At 35.4% G+C, this 18,333-nt stretch carries 22 protein-coding genes; 13 read left to right on the forward strand and 9 right to left on the reverse strand.

All coding sequences use genetic code 11. The features are described 5' to 3' along the window. The first annotated feature begins 341 nt into the window (after positions 1-341). The 4 genes from MHH71_RS19520 (at position 342) to MHH71_RS19535 (ending at position 3,004) form a co-directional block, all read left to right on the forward strand. Positions 342-1,007 (forward strand): PspA/IM30 family protein, encoded by a 666-nt coding sequence (locus MHH71_RS19520; protein ID WP_003201365.1) that lies wholly within the window; start codon positions 342-344, stop codon positions 1,005-1,007. Between the two features lie 240 nt (positions 1,008-1,247). Continuing rightward, positions 1,248-1,652 (forward strand): DUF350 domain-containing protein, encoded by a 405-nt coding sequence (locus MHH71_RS19525; protein WP_003201367.1) that lies wholly within the window; start codon positions 1,248-1,250, stop codon positions 1,650-1,652. 22 nt (positions 1,653-1,674) lie between these two features. Next, positions 1,675-2,181, forward strand: a complete 507-nt coding sequence (locus MHH71_RS19530; protein WP_006096342.1) for a DUF4178 domain-containing protein — start codon at positions 1,675-1,677, stop codon at positions 2,179-2,181. A gap of 13 nt (positions 2,182-2,194) precedes the next feature. Further along, positions 2,195-3,004, forward strand: a complete 810-nt coding sequence (locus MHH71_RS19535; protein ID WP_033799184.1) for a DUF4247 domain-containing protein — start codon at positions 2,195-2,197, stop codon at positions 3,002-3,004. A gap of 220 nt (positions 3,005-3,224) precedes the next feature. Here the strand turns inward: MHH71_RS19535 and MHH71_RS19540 are convergent, their stop codons facing one another. Further along, on the reverse strand, positions 3,225-4,370 hold the full coding sequence (locus tag MHH71_RS19540; RefSeq protein WP_033799185.1) for an MFS transporter: 1,146 nt from the start codon (positions 4,368-4,370) through the stop codon (positions 3,225-3,227). Positions 4,371-4,469: 99 nt separating this feature from the next. Here MHH71_RS19540 and MHH71_RS19545 point away from each other — a divergent pair, with 99 nt between their 5' ends. Further along, positions 4,470-5,333 carry a LysR family transcriptional regulator gene (locus MHH71_RS19545; RefSeq protein WP_006096345.1) on the forward strand — a complete coding sequence of 288 codons (864 nt, stop codon included), beginning with the start codon at positions 4,470-4,472 and terminating at the stop codon, positions 5,331-5,333. A gap of 205 nt (positions 5,334-5,538) precedes the next feature. Here the strand turns inward: MHH71_RS19545 and MHH71_RS19550 are convergent, their stop codons facing one another. Further along, entirely contained in the window at positions 5,539-6,567 is a 1,029-nt protein-coding gene (locus tag MHH71_RS19550) for a YdcF family protein (RefSeq protein ID WP_006096346.1), read from the reverse strand. A 180-nt stretch (positions 6,568-6,747) separates the two neighbouring features. Between MHH71_RS19550 and MHH71_RS19555 the strand changes: the two genes are divergently transcribed. Next, positions 6,748-6,981 (forward strand): spore germination protein, encoded by a 234-nt coding sequence (locus tag MHH71_RS19555; RefSeq protein ID WP_006096347.1) that lies wholly within the window; start codon positions 6,748-6,750, stop codon positions 6,979-6,981. A 44-nt stretch (positions 6,982-7,025) separates the two neighbouring features. On the opposite strand, the gene cydB is transcribed toward MHH71_RS19555, so the two are convergent. After that, positions 7,026-8,054, reverse strand: a complete 1,029-nt coding sequence (cydB, locus tag MHH71_RS19560; RefSeq protein WP_033799187.1) for a cytochrome d ubiquinol oxidase subunit II — start codon at positions 8,052-8,054, stop codon at positions 7,026-7,028. Further along, entirely contained in the window at positions 8,044-9,390 is a 1,347-nt protein-coding gene (gene cydA / locus MHH71_RS19565; protein ID WP_033799188.1) for a cytochrome ubiquinol oxidase subunit I, read from the reverse strand. Before cydA ends, cydB begins: the two co-directional genes overlap by 11 nt. A 224-nt stretch (positions 9,391-9,614) precedes the next feature. Here cydA and MHH71_RS19570 point away from each other — a divergent pair, with 224 nt between their 5' ends. Then, positions 9,615-10,178, forward strand: coding sequence for a beta-class carbonic anhydrase (locus tag MHH71_RS19570; RefSeq protein ID WP_003201390.1), 564 nt, complete (start codon positions 9,615-9,617; stop codon positions 10,176-10,178). Here MHH71_RS19570 and yidD read toward each other — a convergent pair. Beyond that, a complete protein-coding gene (yidD, locus tag MHH71_RS19575) occupies positions 10,175-10,405 on the reverse strand; it encodes a membrane protein insertion efficiency factor YidD (protein WP_018764610.1) in 231 nt (76 codons plus the stop codon). The two genes, MHH71_RS19570 and yidD, sit on opposite strands and share 4 nt — an antisense overlap. A 129-nt stretch (positions 10,406-10,534) precedes the next feature. Between yidD and luxS the strand changes: the two genes are divergently transcribed. From luxS to MHH71_RS19605, 6 genes are all read left to right on the forward strand, one after another. Beyond that, positions 10,535-11,008: an S-ribosylhomocysteine lyase LuxS gene (gene luxS / locus MHH71_RS19580; protein ID WP_003201393.1), complete on the forward strand. Its 474-nt coding sequence runs from the start codon at positions 10,535-10,537 to the stop codon at positions 11,006-11,008. A 782-nt stretch (positions 11,009-11,790) separates the two neighbouring features. Next, positions 11,791-12,972: a galactokinase gene (locus MHH71_RS19585; RefSeq protein WP_006096351.1), complete on the forward strand. Its 1,182-nt coding sequence runs from the start codon at positions 11,791-11,793 to the stop codon at positions 12,970-12,972. Between the two features lie 165 nt (positions 12,973-13,137). Further along, positions 13,138-14,643, forward strand: coding sequence for a UDP-glucose--hexose-1-phosphate uridylyltransferase (galT, locus tag MHH71_RS19590; RefSeq protein WP_087944638.1), 1,506 nt, complete (start codon positions 13,138-13,140; stop codon positions 14,641-14,643). Further along, positions 14,640-15,686 (forward strand): aldose epimerase family protein, encoded by a 1,047-nt coding sequence (locus MHH71_RS19595; protein WP_033799190.1) that lies wholly within the window; start codon positions 14,640-14,642, stop codon positions 15,684-15,686. Before galT ends, MHH71_RS19595 begins: the two co-directional genes overlap by 4 nt. Positions 15,687-15,710: 24 nt before the next feature. After that, positions 15,711-16,700, forward strand: coding sequence for a LacI family DNA-binding transcriptional regulator (locus tag MHH71_RS19600; protein ID WP_003208869.1), 990 nt, complete (start codon positions 15,711-15,713; stop codon positions 16,698-16,700). Positions 16,701-16,835: 135 nt separating this feature from the next. Next, positions 16,836-17,258, forward strand: coding sequence for a DUF5412 domain-containing protein (locus tag MHH71_RS19605; protein ID WP_006096355.1), 423 nt, complete (start codon positions 16,836-16,838; stop codon positions 17,256-17,258). A gap of 91 nt (positions 17,259-17,349) precedes the next feature. On the opposite strand, the gene MHH71_RS19610 is transcribed toward MHH71_RS19605, so the two are convergent. The 4 genes from MHH71_RS19610 to ytzI are packed head-to-tail and all read right to left on the reverse strand — an operon-like array spanning position 17,350 to position 18,243. Beyond that, on the reverse strand, positions 17,350-17,577 hold the full coding sequence (locus tag MHH71_RS19610; protein WP_018764604.1) for a DUF3953 domain-containing protein: 228 nt from the start codon (positions 17,575-17,577) through the stop codon (positions 17,350-17,352). A 26-nt stretch (positions 17,578-17,603) separates the two neighbouring features. Next, positions 17,604-17,834, reverse strand: coding sequence for a DUF3953 domain-containing protein (locus MHH71_RS19615; protein ID WP_018764603.1), 231 nt, complete (start codon positions 17,832-17,834; stop codon positions 17,604-17,606). 27 nt (positions 17,835-17,861) lie between these two features. Then, complete coding sequence (locus MHH71_RS19620; RefSeq protein WP_029427341.1) at positions 17,862-18,092, reverse strand: DUF3953 domain-containing protein; 231 nt, start codon at positions 18,090-18,092, stop codon at positions 17,862-17,864. 1 nt (position 18,093) lies between these two features. After that, positions 18,094-18,243, reverse strand: a complete 150-nt coding sequence (gene ytzI / locus MHH71_RS19625; protein ID WP_018782064.1) for a YtzI protein — start codon at positions 18,241-18,243, stop codon at positions 18,094-18,096. Between the last annotated feature and the right edge of the window lie 90 nt (positions 18,244-18,333).

Raw genomic sequence — 18,333 nt, forward strand, 5'->3', positions numbered from 1 at the left:
TAGTATGAGTCATTATTATTTTGGATAGTCCTTAGGGTGCTGGGAATTGCTTCGAATTGATTGTATATCAATCAGATGTGCCTTTTTGTTTTGACTTCTTTATTTATAGTGGTTTGAATAATTGATTTTGAGGATATCAAAGGATTTGATATGAGGTCAATGTTGAGAAGGGAATGTCATATTATAGTTTGCATATTCAAGAAATAACATGTAAGGACATTTTAGTTTTGATATAATGTACACATAGGCTTTAAAAATGAATATTCTTACTGTAGAGGAAGAATTTTTAGTTTTCCAGGTATTGAATTTGAAATATGAAGCAGTTTATAGGAGGAGTTTAAATGTCTGTTTTTAAACGATTAAGAGATTTAACGATGTCAAATGTGTATGCATTAATTGAAAAGGCAGAAGATCCAGTTAAGATGACGGATCAATATTTACGCGATATGCAAGAGGATGTACAAGAAGCTGAGAAGAGTGTAGCAGCTCAAATTGCGCTTGAGAAAAAGTTTAAATTATTGTTTGAAGAACAAGAAGCACTTGTAAAGAAACGTGAAGAACAAGCACATATGGCTGTTCAAGCAAATAATATTGATCTTGCGCGCCGTGCTTTAGAAGAAAAACAAAATGCAGAGCAAAAGATGAATGAATACAAAGCGAGCTATGAGCAAAATAAAGCAGCAGCTGATAATCTTCGTGCGAAATTGGAAGAAATGCGCAAACAATTAACTGAACTGAGAAATAAACGTGAAACACTTGTGGCGCGTGTGAACGCAGCGAAAGCACAAAAGAATATTAATCAAGCAATGTCTGGATTTGATGCAAATACAGCAAAAGCTGGTTTAAGCCGTATGGAAGAAAAAGCTCTTCAATTAGAGGCTGAAGCAGAAGCAAGCGGTGAAATTTATAAAAAAGAAAAGTCGTTAGATGATGAATTTGCGGCTTTAAATAAAAACTCAGCTGTGGATGATGAACTAGCACGTATTATGAAACAGTATGAGAAATAATATAAAAATGAAAAACTTTTCTTTTTAGGTTGGAGAGAGGATCCGTCTGTGCATAGGAGCGGTCAGTGCCCTTTTTCGCCCCATGCCGCGTGAAAACAAAAAGAGGAGACCTGTTTTTGTTTTCATAGCCGCGGTTTATGTGTTGGAAAATCAAAATGGATATATAGAAGATAAAGGAACCGACATGTCATGAAAATCAATCATGTCGGTTTTCTATTATTCTCTAGAGGAGGTTTCACCATGACATGGATGAATGTGTTAGCCATGCTTGTATGGACAGGAGCAAGCGCTGTTCTTTTATTTGTACTTATGTGGGTTGATTCTATCTTTACAAAATATAACGATTTGGCAGAAATTAAAAAAGGGAATATTGCTGTGACAACGCGCTTTATTATGAAGTTATTTGCGCAAGGATATATTCTGTCACAGTCGATTACGAAAGCAAATGATTTATGGCAAGCACTGCTTGCATCGGCAGTTTCATTCGTTATTTTGTTAGTTGTAGAAATGTTTATCGAACTCATTTTGAAAAAAGTGGCTGGTTTAGATTTAGAAGGGGGAACGAAACAAGGGAATGTTGCACACGCTTTATTAGCTGGTTCGTTACATGTTGTCGGGGCCCTCATTTTAGCAGCTTGTCTATAACGAGAAAAGGAGGGGATAGATTATGAGTTTATTCAAACGAATTAAAAATATAATGAAAAGTCCGGAGCCCGTTAAGCCAGAAAAAAGCCTATTAACGTTAACGCCTGGTGATATGATCGAAGTTTCATTAGTGATGTACGAAATGATTGGAAAAACAAGTATGCATTCTCGGAATGAAATTATTTTAACATTGCAGGACGGGAAGACCATTCGCTATTTGAAAATTGAAAATCGTGAAAGCACCTATTATAAACTATATGCACCAATTGATGGTCGTTTAGATTCTATAAATGAGATTCCAACAACGATTGAAATGGATGATATCGAGTATCATATGGAAGAGCAATATAACGGACGTGTTGTTGTGATGGGGAAAACGCCATTTGCAATATCTGATGAACAACACGTATGGGAGTTCCAATCTGACAACCGGAAGCTACTTCGCATTGAGTGGCAAGATGGCCGTACAATGATGTATGAGGGAGAATCGATTCTTTCTGCTGATGTACAAATTATAAGGGCAACGTAAGGGGGAGGTAATCATGTCAAACCGATTGTTTACCATGATTAAATCATTCATAATCCCTATCTTTGCCATTGTTACGTTACTTGTAATTGCTGGTTTTGCTTTATCGGGGTGTCAAAATGAAAAATCGATTCAAGATCGTTACCCATTAGAATCAGTTGCAAAAGACGGCAAGCAAGAATCATATGTGTATAGGGCCGCCAATCGATCAGTTCCAGAGGTGGCAAAGGAGCTGATTGATGAAAAGGAACCAAAACAAGCGTCTAAAGAAGATGAAAATCAGATGTTCCTTGTGTATTCTGATAAAATATACAACATTCAGAAAGACAAAGAGAAACCATCGGATACATTAGTTGAGATAAGTAACAAAGAGTTTGTCCGTCAAAATTATCAGCCATCTTTCTTACAAGGTTATATTTTAGCAAGTATATTAGACGATATATTTGATTCGCGTAAATCGTATCATGGCGATTACCGTGGATATACAGATCGGAAAAATCATAAACCGGTTATTCCAGAAAGACCGCCTACAAAAGGAGAGAAGAAGACACCACCGCCTATTACAAAGCAAGGTAAGGGTTCTATTATTAAGAGAAGTGATAAAGTAGATCAAAAGACATCCGTAGGCGATAAAGGAAGCATTACAGATAAAGAGACGAAAACTGTACCACCGTCTACTGAGAATAAAGGAAAGATTATTAAATCACCGGGCGGTTCTAGTGGTTCAGATGTGAAGCCGAAATCTTCGATTAAAAGCCCGCCGAAGAATACGTCTCCCCCTAAAACACGGGTTGGCGGATCTGGGAAGATTACGAAGAGAAGATAAACATAAAAAAGCTCAAGAAGTGAATGAAATGCTTCTTGGGCTTTTTTTCGAGCACTATGATACAAATATAATTATTTATCCCGCTATTCGCAGGCAGTAATACTCCCACCTAGCGTCGGGCTATCGCCCTACACACGCTTGAGGAAGGAGAATTCTTTCGGATAGCGTGTTAAAAGAAGAAGATAGAGGCTTATTGTTTTAAATAATGATTTAGTGAGATTTACGTACTTTTACAATTTTTTTTACCGATAAAAAGGATTTGTCCTCCTATGGCTAAAAGTAATATACCAGCTATTATATAAGGCAAAGTGATAGGTTCTATTCCTTTTTCTAAAAATATTCCGTTTGTCATTGTCCCGATGGAACCGGAAAAATAATTGATAGAGCTAAGTAAGGCAATTGAAATGGTAGCGTGATCTGGACTAATTTCTAAGAGTGTTTTTTGCAGGGTGGCCAGTGCCGCCCACCCTGTACTTCCCCAAAGAATTAAACAGATGGCTAACAATAACGCAGTTTCGTGGAAAACTCCCATACATATAAATGAGAAAAACATGATTCCCATTAAGTACAGTAATATGATTTTTGGTTTCTTATAGAAATCCATAATAAATCCGATAATAAAACTTCCCGCAATTCCACCAATTCCCCACATCCAAATAAATAGGATAGATTTTTGGAATCCATATGCAGTAATGATGGTATCTAAGTATGTATACAAACCTAAACTGCAAAAACTTAATACCATTGTGATAACCATAACGAGTGAAATCTTTTTGTTTTTGAACATACTTAGCCGTTCTTTTAATGTTGGCAAAGGACTAGATTCTATCATAGGGAATTTAGTAAAGAGAGCAAATATCCCGATTGCCCCAATTGTGACGATAAACCACATCGCCATGCGCCATTCATAAATGGAAGCGATATATATACCAAATGGAACGCCAATTACGGTTCCAGCACTCATTCCGAGTAAAACAGTGCTTAAAGCTCTCCCCCTTCTTTTTTCAGAAACTAATGTAACAGCAGCAGATGACGCCAATGGTGAATAAAGACCAGCACCTATGCCAGCTAGGCCTCTAGAAATTAATAGAATAATAAAATGATGAGTCACAGCAGTCAGGAAGTTAGAGACTGTGAAAAGGAATAATGCTGCTAATAATGTATGTTTTGTATTCGTCTTTCTCATACATGTAGCAAATAAAGGTGCCGCAATGGCATAACAAATTGTGAAGATACTTACGGTTTGCCCAGCAGTCCCGATTGAAACATGAAAATCATCGGCGATTTGAGGCAAGATTCCTGCCATTATATAAGCATCTACTCCTAGTGCGAACATCCCAAATGTTAATAAAAAAATCTTATTCAATGTGAGTCCTCCTTTTGATGAAGTGTTCTATTTTTATCGTAACGAGTATAATGAAATTAGTGAAATTCATATTTTACATAGGAGGTATGAACAAAACTCATGACGATAGCTAGATATGAAATTTTTCAAAAGGTAGTAGAGTTAGGGAATTTTACTAGAGCGGCAGAGCAATTAAACATGACACAATCAGCTGTGAGTCATGCTATTGCTAGTTTAGAAAAAGAGTTTGGTCATCCTTTATTACACAGAAATAAGCAGGCTGAAATAAGAAGAACTGAGTTTGCAAATCGTATTTTTCCGCATATTCAAAATGTGCTAAAGAGCGAAGCGGCGATTAAACAAGAAGTGTCTATACAAAATAAGAGATTGGAAGGTACGCTCAAAATCGGGGCATTTACGAGTGCGGCGGCACAAATACTACCGTCTATGTTATTGCAGCTTAAAAAGAGTTACTCAGGTGTTAAAGTTTTATTATTTGAAGGTACATATGGAGAAGTAGCAGAATGGATTGAGAATGGTACAGTGGATATTGGATTTGTATTAGAATCAAATACAAAGAATCAAATAAAATCAATCCCAGTTAGCAAAGATGAAATTGTATTAGGGCTACCGAAAAATCATTCGTTGATGAATCAAAAAGTAGTGGATGTTCAGCAAATTGATGGAATGGATTTTATTATGCCAAAAGGTCCGTATCAGCCATTAGTGATAAAAAATTTAGCTGATTATCAAGTAAGTCCAAACATTATATTAGAAGTACTAAATTGCGAAACGATTGTGAATATGGTCTCGCAAAATATTGGAATTACAATGGGGCCTGAGCTGTTTTTTAAATCACATAAAAACATTGAAATGAAAAAATTAAAACAGAAACAATATCGTCATATTCATTTAGCATGTAAAGAAAGTTCACCGATAATTGATGCTTTTTTAGCATGTAATCAATTATCGATCAGTTCCTAGGACTGTATGGAAATTAAAAAGGCTAGAAGAGGAAACGAAATGAAAGTATAACATGTCCACATATCGGCGATTTTTAAGATATATCGATGGAAACGATTCATATATCGGCGATTTTTACAATATATTGACCATTCGACACAGTGTAATAAAAATATCAGTTTCAAAAAAAGCCATCCTTTCATAAGGATGGCTTTTCCAACATAAATTAACTAAATAAAAAGCTAAGGGCTGATAAGAAAACAGAGAATCCTAAAATAACTCCTACGACCTTAGTATGACGCTTACGACTCATTACAACGATCGCAATGTACTCCCGAATCATCGCATTTGGCCAGTAATAGAAAGCAGTTTTTGAGCCGATTCCTTGGCTGTTTAATCCAGCTTGCTTTGCATATAGTCCAGCACGGAAAAGATGAAAATTGTTCGTTGTAAAGATGCTCTTATACCTATCTTTTAAAGAATCCATAATTTGTTTTGAGAAAAGCATGTTTTGATACGTATTGACGGAACGATTTTCTTGCACTGTATGTTCGATAGGAATGCCTTTTTCAATAGCGTATTTTTGCATAGCCTCAGCTTCAGGAAGATTTTCATCTGGACCTTGTCCACCAGAAAAAATGATTGTAGGCGGAGAAGCGACCGCAGCTTGCTTATGGTAAAAATCAATCGCCTTATTAATTCGGCTTGCTAAAAGTGGTGGCACTTTATCATTGATTAACCCACTGCCAAGAACAATAATGAAATCTTGATTACGTCTTGGTCTATTAAATTGATACAGGAAATAAGCGGTTAAGAAAGTTGATATATGGAAAAAGAAATAGACCATAATGAAAAATATTCCTGTAAAAATGGGCTGGAAGTGAGGAGAGAAAAATCGAGTTGGATCAACTATTAAGGACAGCATAATAAGCAACATGCCCATTCCAGCAATTAAAGTTAAGCAGTTAGATAAACGACGTCCTTCTTTTCTCATTAAAATTCTCGCATTGAGAAATAGTCCAATCATTAAAGCAAATACGCCAAAGGTTAGCATTAAGAAAATGATTATAAATGGTATAATTGCAATAAATCTAAATATCGCATAATTCGAGCTGAAACCTAAATAGAGGAAAAGGATAAGGGATGAACAAAAGAATAAATTAAATAGAAATCCGATTAATAAACTTCGAGGATCTCTTAAATAAAAGAATAGAAAAATAACGAGTAAAATAAGCGTAATACTTCCAAAAAACATCAATTTTGTAAACACCTCATTTTTTTATATGAATAATTTTCTCATTTATTATATATTACATTTCGTAAATAACGTAGTTGAAAAATAATTCATTATAAACATTGTTGTAGAATATCTTTTTCTTTTTTACTGTAAACATGCTATTTTTTTAGGCTCTTTTCATAAACTGAAAATAACATAATGAAGGTGAGTGATACGATGCCTGCTGTTATTGATGGTGTAGTTATTGAAAACTGTAATGGCTCAATTAATTTAGGTGATAAATATAATGTACATCCAATTGAAAACACGAAAGCATATAACGGTTCTGGATCATCTAATGTAGGATTTAGTGTGAGAGCTTTTAATGGGATTAGTGCTACAGATGTGTATGACAATGATGTGAATGATCAAATAATACAATCTACACTATAAGCTTGAAATGAAAAAGACACTCTGTAGCGAGTGCCTTTTTCATTCTAATGATATCCTTTTGCAGAGTCTTTATGAATTTTTTCTTTGAAAATCGTGTAGCTCCATAATTGATATCCGATAACGATTGGTACCATTACCATTGCGACGAAGAACATAATTTTTAAGTTTAGTTCACTGCCTGCTGCTTGGTATAACGTTGTACTATATGCATCGTTAATGCGTGATGGCAACATTCTTGGGAACATGCCTGCAAAGCCAGTTGTCATAAACATAGCAATTGTTAAGCATACAAATGTAAATGCAAAACCAATTTTATGTTTGTAAACCATAATGATTGCTAAGACACTCATTAACATTGCTAGTAACGGAAGAATGAACAGTACAGGATATTCCGTAAAGTTTTGGAATAAGTTTGTACGGTTTGCAGTAGCTACATAGAAAATCGCAAGAATAATCGCAGCTGCCATTGAAAATGGTTTTGCAATTTTATAAGCACGATCTGATACTTCACCAGTTGTTTTAATCATAACCCAAAGTGCACCGGATACGACAAAGATTGCGGTGAAGAAGAGCCCGCCTAAAATACCGTAATGGTTTAATAAGCTGAATAATGTTCCTTCGTAGCCGTCTTTTCCGATTTGCAGACCGTAGTAAAGGTTAGCAAATGTAACACCGAATAAGAAGGCGATAAGAAAGCTACCAATTGCAAACGCCCATTTACAAATGCTTTGCCAAATTGGTGAGTCATCTTTATGCATAAATTCAAGCCCTGCTGCACGAGCAAAAAGGGCAAGTAATACTAAAAATAGTGGTGTATATAAGTAGCTAAACATATTCGCATATGTGATCGGGAAGGCGGCGAAGGTTGCACCGCCTGCTGTAATTAACCATACTTCGTTACCACCCCAGAACGGGCCAATTGCTTCTTGCATTTGATTTCGTTCCTTCCGGTCCTTGGTAACGAACGGGAAAATCATCCCGTTACCAAGTGCATAACCATCAAGAATAAAGTAAACTGTCCAAATTACGCCCCATAAACCGAACCAAATGACTGCAAGCATATCATGAGACATGAGCTGCACCTCCCTGAGTAGGCTCTTCTAATGCTGCAGGTCCTTTTTTTGCGAACTTCAGCATGAGATATACATCGGCAATTAAAAGCAATGTGTAGAACAATACTAAACTAATTAACGAGAACCAAATTTGTGGAACGGAAATTGGTGAGACAGATTCAGCTGTGCGCATCAATTTATATACTGTCCATGGCTGACGACCTGCTTCAGCAACAATCCATCCAGCATTAATCGCAACATATGGAAGTAATACAGACCACATTGTAATTTTTAAGAAACGTTTTGAGTTTTCTAGTTTTCCTTTTCGGTTTAAATAGAAACCAAACCAAGTTAATGCCATGAAGAATACGCCAAGTGCAACCATTAAACGGAAGCTATAGTAAACAAGGTTTACGTTCGGACGATCTTCTTTCGGGATATCTTTCAAACCGACAATTTCTCCATCAAATGAGTTTGTATAGAAGAAGCTGCCGAGTTTTGGAATTGTTAATAATTCAAAGTTCTTCTCATTCTTCACATCGGGAATTTGGATGATTGAGAAGCCTTGACCTTTACCAGTTTCCCAAACTGCTTCCATTGCAGCCCCTTTTGCAGGTTGCATTTTTGCAGCGAAAGCGCCGGATTGGTGACCGATGAAAGGTGTTGCAGTTGCCGCAAATAATCCTAAAACTAAACCAAATTTAAATGATTTTTTAAAGAACTCCACATCGTTTTTACGTAATAAATGATAGGCACTGATTGCCATAACGAAGAAAGAACCAACAATATAACAGCCAACAACTGTATGGAAGAACATATGCCATGCATATGGATTTGTAACAAGTGCCCAGAAATCATTTAACTCAGCGCGGCCATTACGCACCACGTAGCCAACAGGGTTTTGCATAAAGCCGTTTGCTGTAATAATCCAAAGCGCGGAAATATTTGTTCCAAGTGCAACCATCCACATACAAAAAGCACGGAACTTTGGTGAGATTTTATCTTTACCGAATAACCAAATTCCCATGAAAGTAGATTCTAAGAAGAAAGCAACAAGTGCTTCGATTGCGAGTGGTGATCCGAAAATATCCCCCATATATTTTGAGTACTCAGACCAGTTTGTCCCAAATTGGAACTCCATCGTAATACCGGTTATAATCCCCATTACGAAGTTAATCGTAAATAGCTTACCCCAGAAATTCGCCATTTTTCGATAAGTGGGATTTAATGTACGTGCATATTGTGTTTCCATACACGCTACTAAAATAACAAGTCCGATTGTCAAAGGTACAAACAAAAAGTGATAAAAAATAGTAATTGCAAATTGAAAACGACTCAGTAACAGAACGTCGGACATAATAAAGATTCACTCCTTTTTAACATTATCTACATTTAGTTTATAGTGGAAACGTGAGTAAAGTATGGGAGAGTTGTTACAGAGCTGTGTGTATATTATGAAGAAATTATGTCGGTTGTCTGAAAAATTATATATTTGCAATAAAGTAATATCCTTTTGGTATTTTTTTGATTTTGGTACACTTAGTATGTAGTTTAAATGAAAGAAAAGAGGGGCTATTTACTATGAAGTCATTAGAAGAGATTTTGCAGTATAATGAAAAATTCGTTGAAGAGAAAAAATATGAAGAGTATGAGGCAGGAAAATTCCCGAATAAAAAAATGGTAATCATTTCTTGTATGGATACACGTCTCGTTGAATTATTACCAAAAGCAATGAATATGCGTAATGGTGATGTGAAAATTATTAAAGTAGCGGGTGCTGTTATTTCCCATCCATTTGGAAGTATTATGCGTAGTATTTTAGTTGCTGTATATGAGCTTGGCGCAGATGAAGTATGTGTTGTTGGTCACCATGATTGTGGTATGGCAAAAATACAGGCGAGCAGCACAATTGAAAAAATGAGAGAGCGCGGCGTGACAGAAGAGAAATTAGATACACTTCGTTATTCTGGAATCGATTTAGAGAGATTCTTACAAGGATTCTCTAGCGTAGAAGAAAGTGTAGAACATAGCGTTTCTGTACTTCGTAACCATCCATTACTTCCAGCAGAAGTGCCTGTCCACGGTCTTGTTATTCATCCTGATACAGGAAAATTAGATCTTGTTGTGAATGGCTACGAAGCTTAATTTCTTTTTTCTTTTTTGTCCGGGACGGGGTCAAATCCTCCTGGATGAAAAGGGTGACATTTTAAAATACGTTTTAGTGTGAGCCAAAAACCTTTGAAAGCACCGTGTTTTTGAAACGCCTCTAATCCATAATGGGAGCATGTTGGATAAAAGCGACATGTAGGTGGTGTCATCGGAGAAATAAATTTTTGATAAAAGCGTATGATTCCGATAAAAATCTGTTTCATAACGGTCTCCTTTCCAGCATATTCTTCTAGTATTATAGCACGGGCTATACATAATACTTTACTAATTTGAATTTCCGTTATATCATATTGGATATAACGGAATTAAAATTAAAGCGGGAGAGATGTTTTATGCCATCAGTAGAAAGCTTTGAATTAGATCATACGATTGTAAAGGCACCTTATGTAAGACATTGTGGTGTTCATAAAGTAGGTAGTGACGGTATTGTTAATAAATTCGATATTCGTTTTTGCCAACCGAATAAACAAGCGATGAAGCCAGATGTTATTCATACGTTAGAACATTTATTAGCGTTTAATTTACGTAAATATATTGATCGTTATCCGCATTTTGACATTATCGATATTTCACCAATGGGTTGCCAAACAGGATATTATCTTGTTGTAAGCGGGACACCAACTGTTCGTGAAGTCATTGATTTATTAGAACTTACATTAAAAGATGCGGTTCAAATTACAGAAATTCCAGCTGCAAACGAAACGCAGTGTGGTCAAGCGAAGCTTCATGATTTAGAAGGAGCAAAACGCTTAATGAATTTCTGGTTAAGCCAAGATAAAGATGATCTTGAGAAAGTATTTGGTTAATAGATGAAAAAGCTGCCTGTGAAAAGGCAGCTTTTTATAGTTTAAAGAACATCTTAGAGGAGTTAATAAATAAAAATTTAGAGGGTTTTCTGCGCGATTAAACCAATTATGAGGGCTTGAATCATCATATTTAACTTTTACTGTCAAATCAAATTAAGAAAATATACTTTGTTTTCACTTTAATCGAATAAAAATAAGCCTCTTTAATCACTCCAGCATCATTAATAAAATTAGATAATGGATTAGCAGTTAAATGATCGTTTTTCTGAAAAACAGAGAGCGTGGTTTTTAGTTAGATTTTCTTTCGTGGTCTCCTATGTATATTTTTCAGTCCAGTTTAAAATATGAAGTAAAAAGGTGTAGTATTTTTTACTAAAATATATAGTGATATGACAATGTTTTTCACTAAAAATATTTTGACTTTTTTGAATTTTTTTAGTAAAAAGATAATATGACTTTATTTTTTAGTGGAATGAACTCGAAGTTAGGAAGGAAAACAACTCGTGCGAAGATGGGGGATAGTGGGCATTATAGATTTCATAGTTTAATGGACAGTAAACCAGATTTAGAAGCCGAGTTGTGTATGGGATAAAGGAAATTCAGTATAAAGTGAAACTTTAATCATTGGGGAGGTTCTTCATCCCCCACTGATTATTAGCCCTCACCAATCGGGCTTTTACGGGTAGTTGATTCCCGACTTAACTTCTTTGCTCTTGCTGAAATTTGAGGTGGGGGTCTTACTGCCCGTTAATGCGGGATAAATAGCATGAGGAGGATCTTAGATGATACATAACCAGTTAATGGAGAGTTTTAAGAAAATATTTCACCAAGAGGAGTATCGTACTTTCTTTGCTCCTGGTCGGATTAATTTGATTGGAGAACATACTGATTATAACGGAGGAAATGTGTTTCCATGTGCCATTACTTTCGGCACTTATGCGTTAGCAAGTAAACGAGATGATGCGTTAATATGTGCCTATTCATTGAACTTCCCCGAAAAGGGTGTTATTTCATTTTCTTTACAAGAATTAGATTATAAGCAAGAACATGATTGGGCGAATTATCCAAAAGGTATGATTCGTTATCTCATAGAAGCTGGATATAGCATTGATTCAGGAATTAACATTATGTTTTATGGAAATATTCCAAATGGTGCGGGATTGTCATCATCTGCCTCTATTGAGCTTGTAACAGGAGTAACGATGGAAGGATTATTCCAATTTGAATTAGATCGTATAGAATTAGTTAAAATTGGTAAAAAGGTGGAGAATTATTTTATCGGTGTAAATAGTGGTATTATGGATCAATTTGCTATTGGGATGGGAAAAGCAAGATATGGGATGTTGTTGAATTGTCAAACACTGAATTTTACGTATGCGCCATTGCAGTTGGATAACTACAATATCATTATTATGAATACGAACAAGCGTCGAGAGCTTACTGCTTCTAAGTATAATGAGAGAAGAATGGAATGTGAACAGGCACTTGCAAAATTGCAAGAGGTAATTGATATAAGCTCCTTAGGAGAACTAACTGAAAAAATGTTTGAACAATATAAGCATGTAATTAAGGAAGATAGCTTAAGAAAACGGGCTAAACATGTTGTGTATGAAAACTGTCGAACATTGCAATCTGTAAAAGAGTTAAAAGAAAATAATATAAAAGAATTTGGAAGATTGATGAATGAATCTCATTGTTCTTTACGTGATGATTATGAAGTGACAGGACGAGAACTAGATACATTGGTTGAATCAGCTTGGAAACAAGAAGGGGTTATAGGAGCACGTATGACAGGTGCAGGGTTTGGTGGCTGTGCGATTGTGATCGTTGAGAAAGAATATACGGATCAATTTATTTGTAACGTTGGACAAAAATATAGAGACACCATCGGTTACGAAGCGACATTTTATGTTGCCGAGATTGGGGATGGGGCAAGAGAATTACAAAAAGAGGCCATGCAATAAATGGCATATTACATTAGTTCCTGTGCTTGTATAGCAATTAATAGAGCAAACTTCAATGTAGTAGTTACAGCTAATGTATAACGATTTTATTTCTCTTTATAGATGTTTAGGATGGGTATGAAAATAATCCGAATGGATATAACGATTCAGCGGAGGGAAAGTATCATGAATGTTTATCAAGTCATTGAGCAACTTATAAAACGGGCATGTTCACTTCGGTTTATCGAAAGAGAAGATGGAATTTATATAAGAAATCAAATTCTTCACCTTCTTCATTTAGAGCGTTTTGAAATGCAAGAAAGTAAAGCGGAAGAAAAAGAAATAACAGATTTACTAGAAGATTTAGTTCAGTATGCCAGTGAACAAGGAATTATTGATGGTCATTCTCACAATAGAGAAATATTAGCGAATCAAATTATGAACTGCTTCATGTCAAAACCATCGACTATTAATCAATGTTTCTATCAACATTATGAGTGCCATCCAGAATATGCAACTAATTATTTTTATGAATTAAGTCAAATAAGCAACTATATTCAAACGAAGCGTGTTCAAAAAAATATTACTTATAAAGCTAATACAGAGTATGGAGAATTGGACATTACCATCAATTTATCTAAACCGGAAAAAGATCCAAAGGAAATTGAAAACGAAAACGTAATACAAAATACGGATTATCCGAAATGTTTGCTTTGTATTGAAAATGAAGGATATGTGGGCAGAATTGGCCATCCAGCACGCTCTAACCATAGAATGATTCGAACGGAATTATTAGGAGAGCGATGGTACTTACAATATTCTCCTTATGTGTACTATAACGAACATTGCATTGTGCTAGCAGAAACGCATCGGAATATGGAAATAAATTGCCAAGCTTTCGGAAGATTACTTTCTTTTGTGAAACGGTTCCCTCATTATTTTATTGGCTCCAATGCTGATTTACCTATTGTAGGCGGGTCTATTTTATCACATGATCATTATCAAGGTGGTAAATATGAATTTGCGATGGCAAAAGCAGCAGATGATTATGCATTTAAATTGGATAGATTCCCAGGGGTTCAATGTTCAGTAGTGAAATGGCCCATGTCTGTTATTCGCTTAAAAGGTAAGGATTCGAATTTATTAGTAAATGTGGCAGATTACATTTTGGGGAAATGGAAGCAATATAGCGATTCATCTGTTCATATTTATGCACATACAGACGGTGTGCCACATAATACGATTACGCCTATTGCTCGCAAGCGAAATGAACAGTATGAGTTGGACCTCGTATTACGAAATAATCGTACAAGTGAGAAGTATCCCTTTGGTATCTTTCATCCGCATCAGGATGTACAACATATTAAGAAGGAAAACGTCGGTTTAATTGAAGTGATGGGATTAGCTGTACTTCCAGCAAGGCTGAAATTAGAACTACAAGAGGTAGAACGATATATATTGTATAAAGACAATTGTGTAGCGGAATATCACAAACGATGGGCAGAACAACTGAGAGAGCGGTATAAAAAGGAAGCGAATGAAGAGGATATTCACCATATTGTTCAAAAAGAGTTAGCGGCTAAATTTTTAAGGGCATTAGAAGATGCTGGGGTTTTCAAACGAAACGATGAAGGAATAGCTGCATTTAAACGTTTTATACAAAGTTTAGAGGAGCGGAAGATAGGGATATGAAAGCCTTTCAAAATGTATTTGGTAAAGTAAATGGAGAAGATGTGTACGCTTATACATTAAAAAATGACAATGATATAGAAGTTACGTGTTTAAATTACGGTTGTGTGATTACAAAAATCATTACTCCTGATAGGAAAGGAAATTATGAAAATATCGTTTTAGGTTTTGAAGAATTAGAAAACTATGAGAGATATTCTCCATACTTTGGAGCAGTTGTAGGAAGAGTGGCTGGTAGAATCAAAGGTGCTCAATTTGAGTTGGATGGCAACACATATACGCTAGTAAAAAACGATCAAGACAATCACCTTCATGGTGGTTTAAAAGGATTTAGTTATATCGTTTGGGATGCTAAAATAATAGGAAATGAGAAGGAAAATGGAATTGAATTTACTTATACTAGCCCTAACGGAGAAGAAGGATATCCAGGAACTGTACATGTAAAAGTGATCTATACATTAAATAACGCGAATGAATTTTTGATTCGTTATGAAGCGCAGTCAGATAAAACGACCATATTAAACGTAACAAATCATACGTATTTTAACTTAAGTGGTAATTTAAAACGGGATGTCTTACAGCATACTTTAAAAATGAGTAGTGATCAATTTCTAGAATTAAACGAGCAATTATTACCAACGGGTGAAATATTGGATGTAATAGATACGCCCTTCGATTTCCGAGCAGGAAGGCAAATAAAAGAGGGAGTATATTCTCGCTATTATCAAAATGAATTAGTAGGAAAAGGATATGATCATCCTTTTCTTTTGAATAGCAACTGCGACCAGGAAATCATATTATGGGATGAAGAAAGTGGTCGCAAATTAGTTGTGGAAACAGATGAAGTTGGGGTAGTTTTGTACACAGGAAACCAATTACCAGGTGATTTTGAAATATGTGGGGTACAATCCAAAAAGTATTTAGGGCTTTGTCTAGAAACGCAAGGATTGCCTGATGCCATTCATCATCCGAATTTCCCTTCTTATATTTTAAATAAAAATCAATTATTCTCCTCCTCAACGAAATATACGTTTCGGATTGAATAATTGAGAAGAGCAGGTGAATCAGGTATGGCAACGATTAAAGATATAGCAGAGAAGGCAGGCGTATCCATTGCTACTGTTTCTCGGGTGTTAAATAATGATCCATTGCTTTCTGTCAGTGATGGAACGAAGAAGAGGATATTTGAGGCAGCAGAGGAGTTTTCTTATAAGAAGCGTACAAAGCGTAAAAAAGAATTGCCGAAAATTACTTTGGTTCATTGGTATACAGAAGAAGAAGAGCTTAACGATTTATATTATATGTCCATTCGTTTAGGAATAGAAAAAAGATGTGAACAGCAAGGTTTGAAAATTGTAAAACTTTTTCATAGCCAAATGGAAGAGTTGATGCAAGAAAACATTCAAGGCATGATTGCAATAGGGAAATTTAGTGAACGAGAAATAGGTTTATTTGAAACGATAACAAAAAACATTGTATTTGTAGATTATTCTCCAAATGAAGATATTTTTGATGCGGTTGTGGTAGATTTTGAAAAGGTAACCATGAAGGTGATTGATCATTTAATAGAAAAGGAACATCAAAAGATTGGATACATAGGAGGACGGGAAACATTTAAAGATCAGACTTCTGAAATTGAAGATCCAAGGGAACGTGCCTTTATAAAATATATAAAGGAAAAAGAATTATTTTGTGAAAAGTATATATACACGGGTCAGTTTTCAGTAAACGATGGTTATTTATTAATGAAGCAGGCGATAGAAGAGCAGCAGGATCAGTTACCGACGGCTTTTTTTGTTGGAAATGATGCTATGGCAATCGGATGTTTGCGGGCATTACATGAATGTGAGATTCCTGTTCCAGAAAGAGTAAATATAATTGGTGTAAATGATCTCAGTATTTCTCAGTATCTTTCTCCTGCGCTCAGTACAGTGAAAGTATATACGGGGCTTATGGGAGAAACAGCAGTAGATTTATTAATGGAAAGATTTTCAGGACGGAATGTAGCTAAAAAGGTAATTTTGTCAACGAAATTAAACATTAGGAAAAGTAGTTTTTAGTAAATGAATAAATGAAAAAAGAAACTCCTGCTTATTGAAACAGGAGTTTCTTTTTATGGGGGTATATTAATGGGTTAGTGTGTGGTGTAATATGGGTTTAAAAGGATTATATTCAAGATTATAGGGGATGATTGAGTGAACGATGCAAAAATTCAAATCAAAAAAACCAAGAGAAAAGTAGCATTGGTATTATTTATTGCGCTAGTAATGATCATTGGCTTCGGATATTGGAAGTTTTTTAGTTTGCAAGGCGTTCCGAAAGGAGAATTGATTCGAACTGTGAAATCTCCAGATGGAAAACATGCTATAAAAACTTATTTTCATAACGCCGGATCATTAAGTGCAGATGCTGTTAGAGGAGAATTAGTTAACCTTAGTTCCAATTCTGCCAAAAATGTATATTGGAACTATCCAGATACAGATCCACACATTGAATGGATAGATAAAGATAGAGTTAGAATTGGAGATCGAGCGTTAGATATTTCAAAGAAAGAAACTTATGATTGGCGTGAGGATGATAAGCATATAAAAGAATATCCAAAACAGTTTGTTCAATAAATGGGATAGAACTACTTTGATCAAATAAAGCACAAGAGTAACGAAAAGGGCTATCTTTTCTACATTAAGTGGGAAGATGGCTTTTAGCTTTTCATCGTAAAAGTATAGAAATTACAATGAAGAAGATAAAACCAGAAACCAAAAAAGAAGCAATCCCTAATGTTTTTCTCCGCGCTTTCATTTCAGAAATGCCCATGATAATGAACATACATGCGAGTGAGAGCTGCATGTAAGGGAGTACATCAGTTTTGGTAAAATGGTAATAGCCTAAAAGAACAAGTGTCAGTAGTAGGAAGAAAATACGTAATCCAGTCAGCATTTCATTCTCTCCTTTGAAAATTTATATTAGCGGAGCAATTCTGATATAGCGATGAATAAAACGATAGCTCCAACTAGAAAACACATTGTTCCGCTTACTTTCTTTTGTTCACGTAATTCCTCGATGCTCATAGTGAAAGACATTAAACCTAAAGCAATGAACATATACAGTATAATGCCTCTGTTATCTGTGATAAAACTATAGATAGACAAAGCGAGTGCAATGAGTGCAAATGTAATTCGAGCGATTTTTAGCATATTAATCCCTCCGTAAGAAAATAGTCGTTACATAATATACTTTACTGCGAGAACAGCCCACACAAAAATTCCTGCTACCATACAGGTCAAACCTGTGCTTGGGTCTTTCTTTTGTATTTGTTCAATCGCGATTATGAACATTAAGGCTCCTACGAAAAATTGTGAGAGTGTAAGAAATGAATCATTCTGTGTAAATAGACTGTATAAGGATACGATAATGACAATGAAAGCAGTTAAGAGGCGGAGTATACGAAGCATATTATTGATTCTCCTTTTTATTTGTTAGATAAGGATTATCCTCTGGTTTATCAACCGAATGTTTATATGAATAACCTTTATTAATTGTCAGCACAGAGAGAACCAACACGAGAATGACAATAATGACGCCGATGATTAGTATTTTTAACATCCAGTTCCCCTCCTTTTCTTAATTTTACCATTAAATGAAACTTCGTTTTACATAATTTTGTAATTGTTGAAAACAATAGAAAGTAAAAGG

The organism is Bacillus sp. FSL H8-0534, assembly GCF_038005885.1.
GTDB classification, from domain to species: domain Bacteria; phylum Bacillota; class Bacilli; order Bacillales; family Bacillaceae_G; genus Bacillus_A; species Bacillus_A pseudomycoides.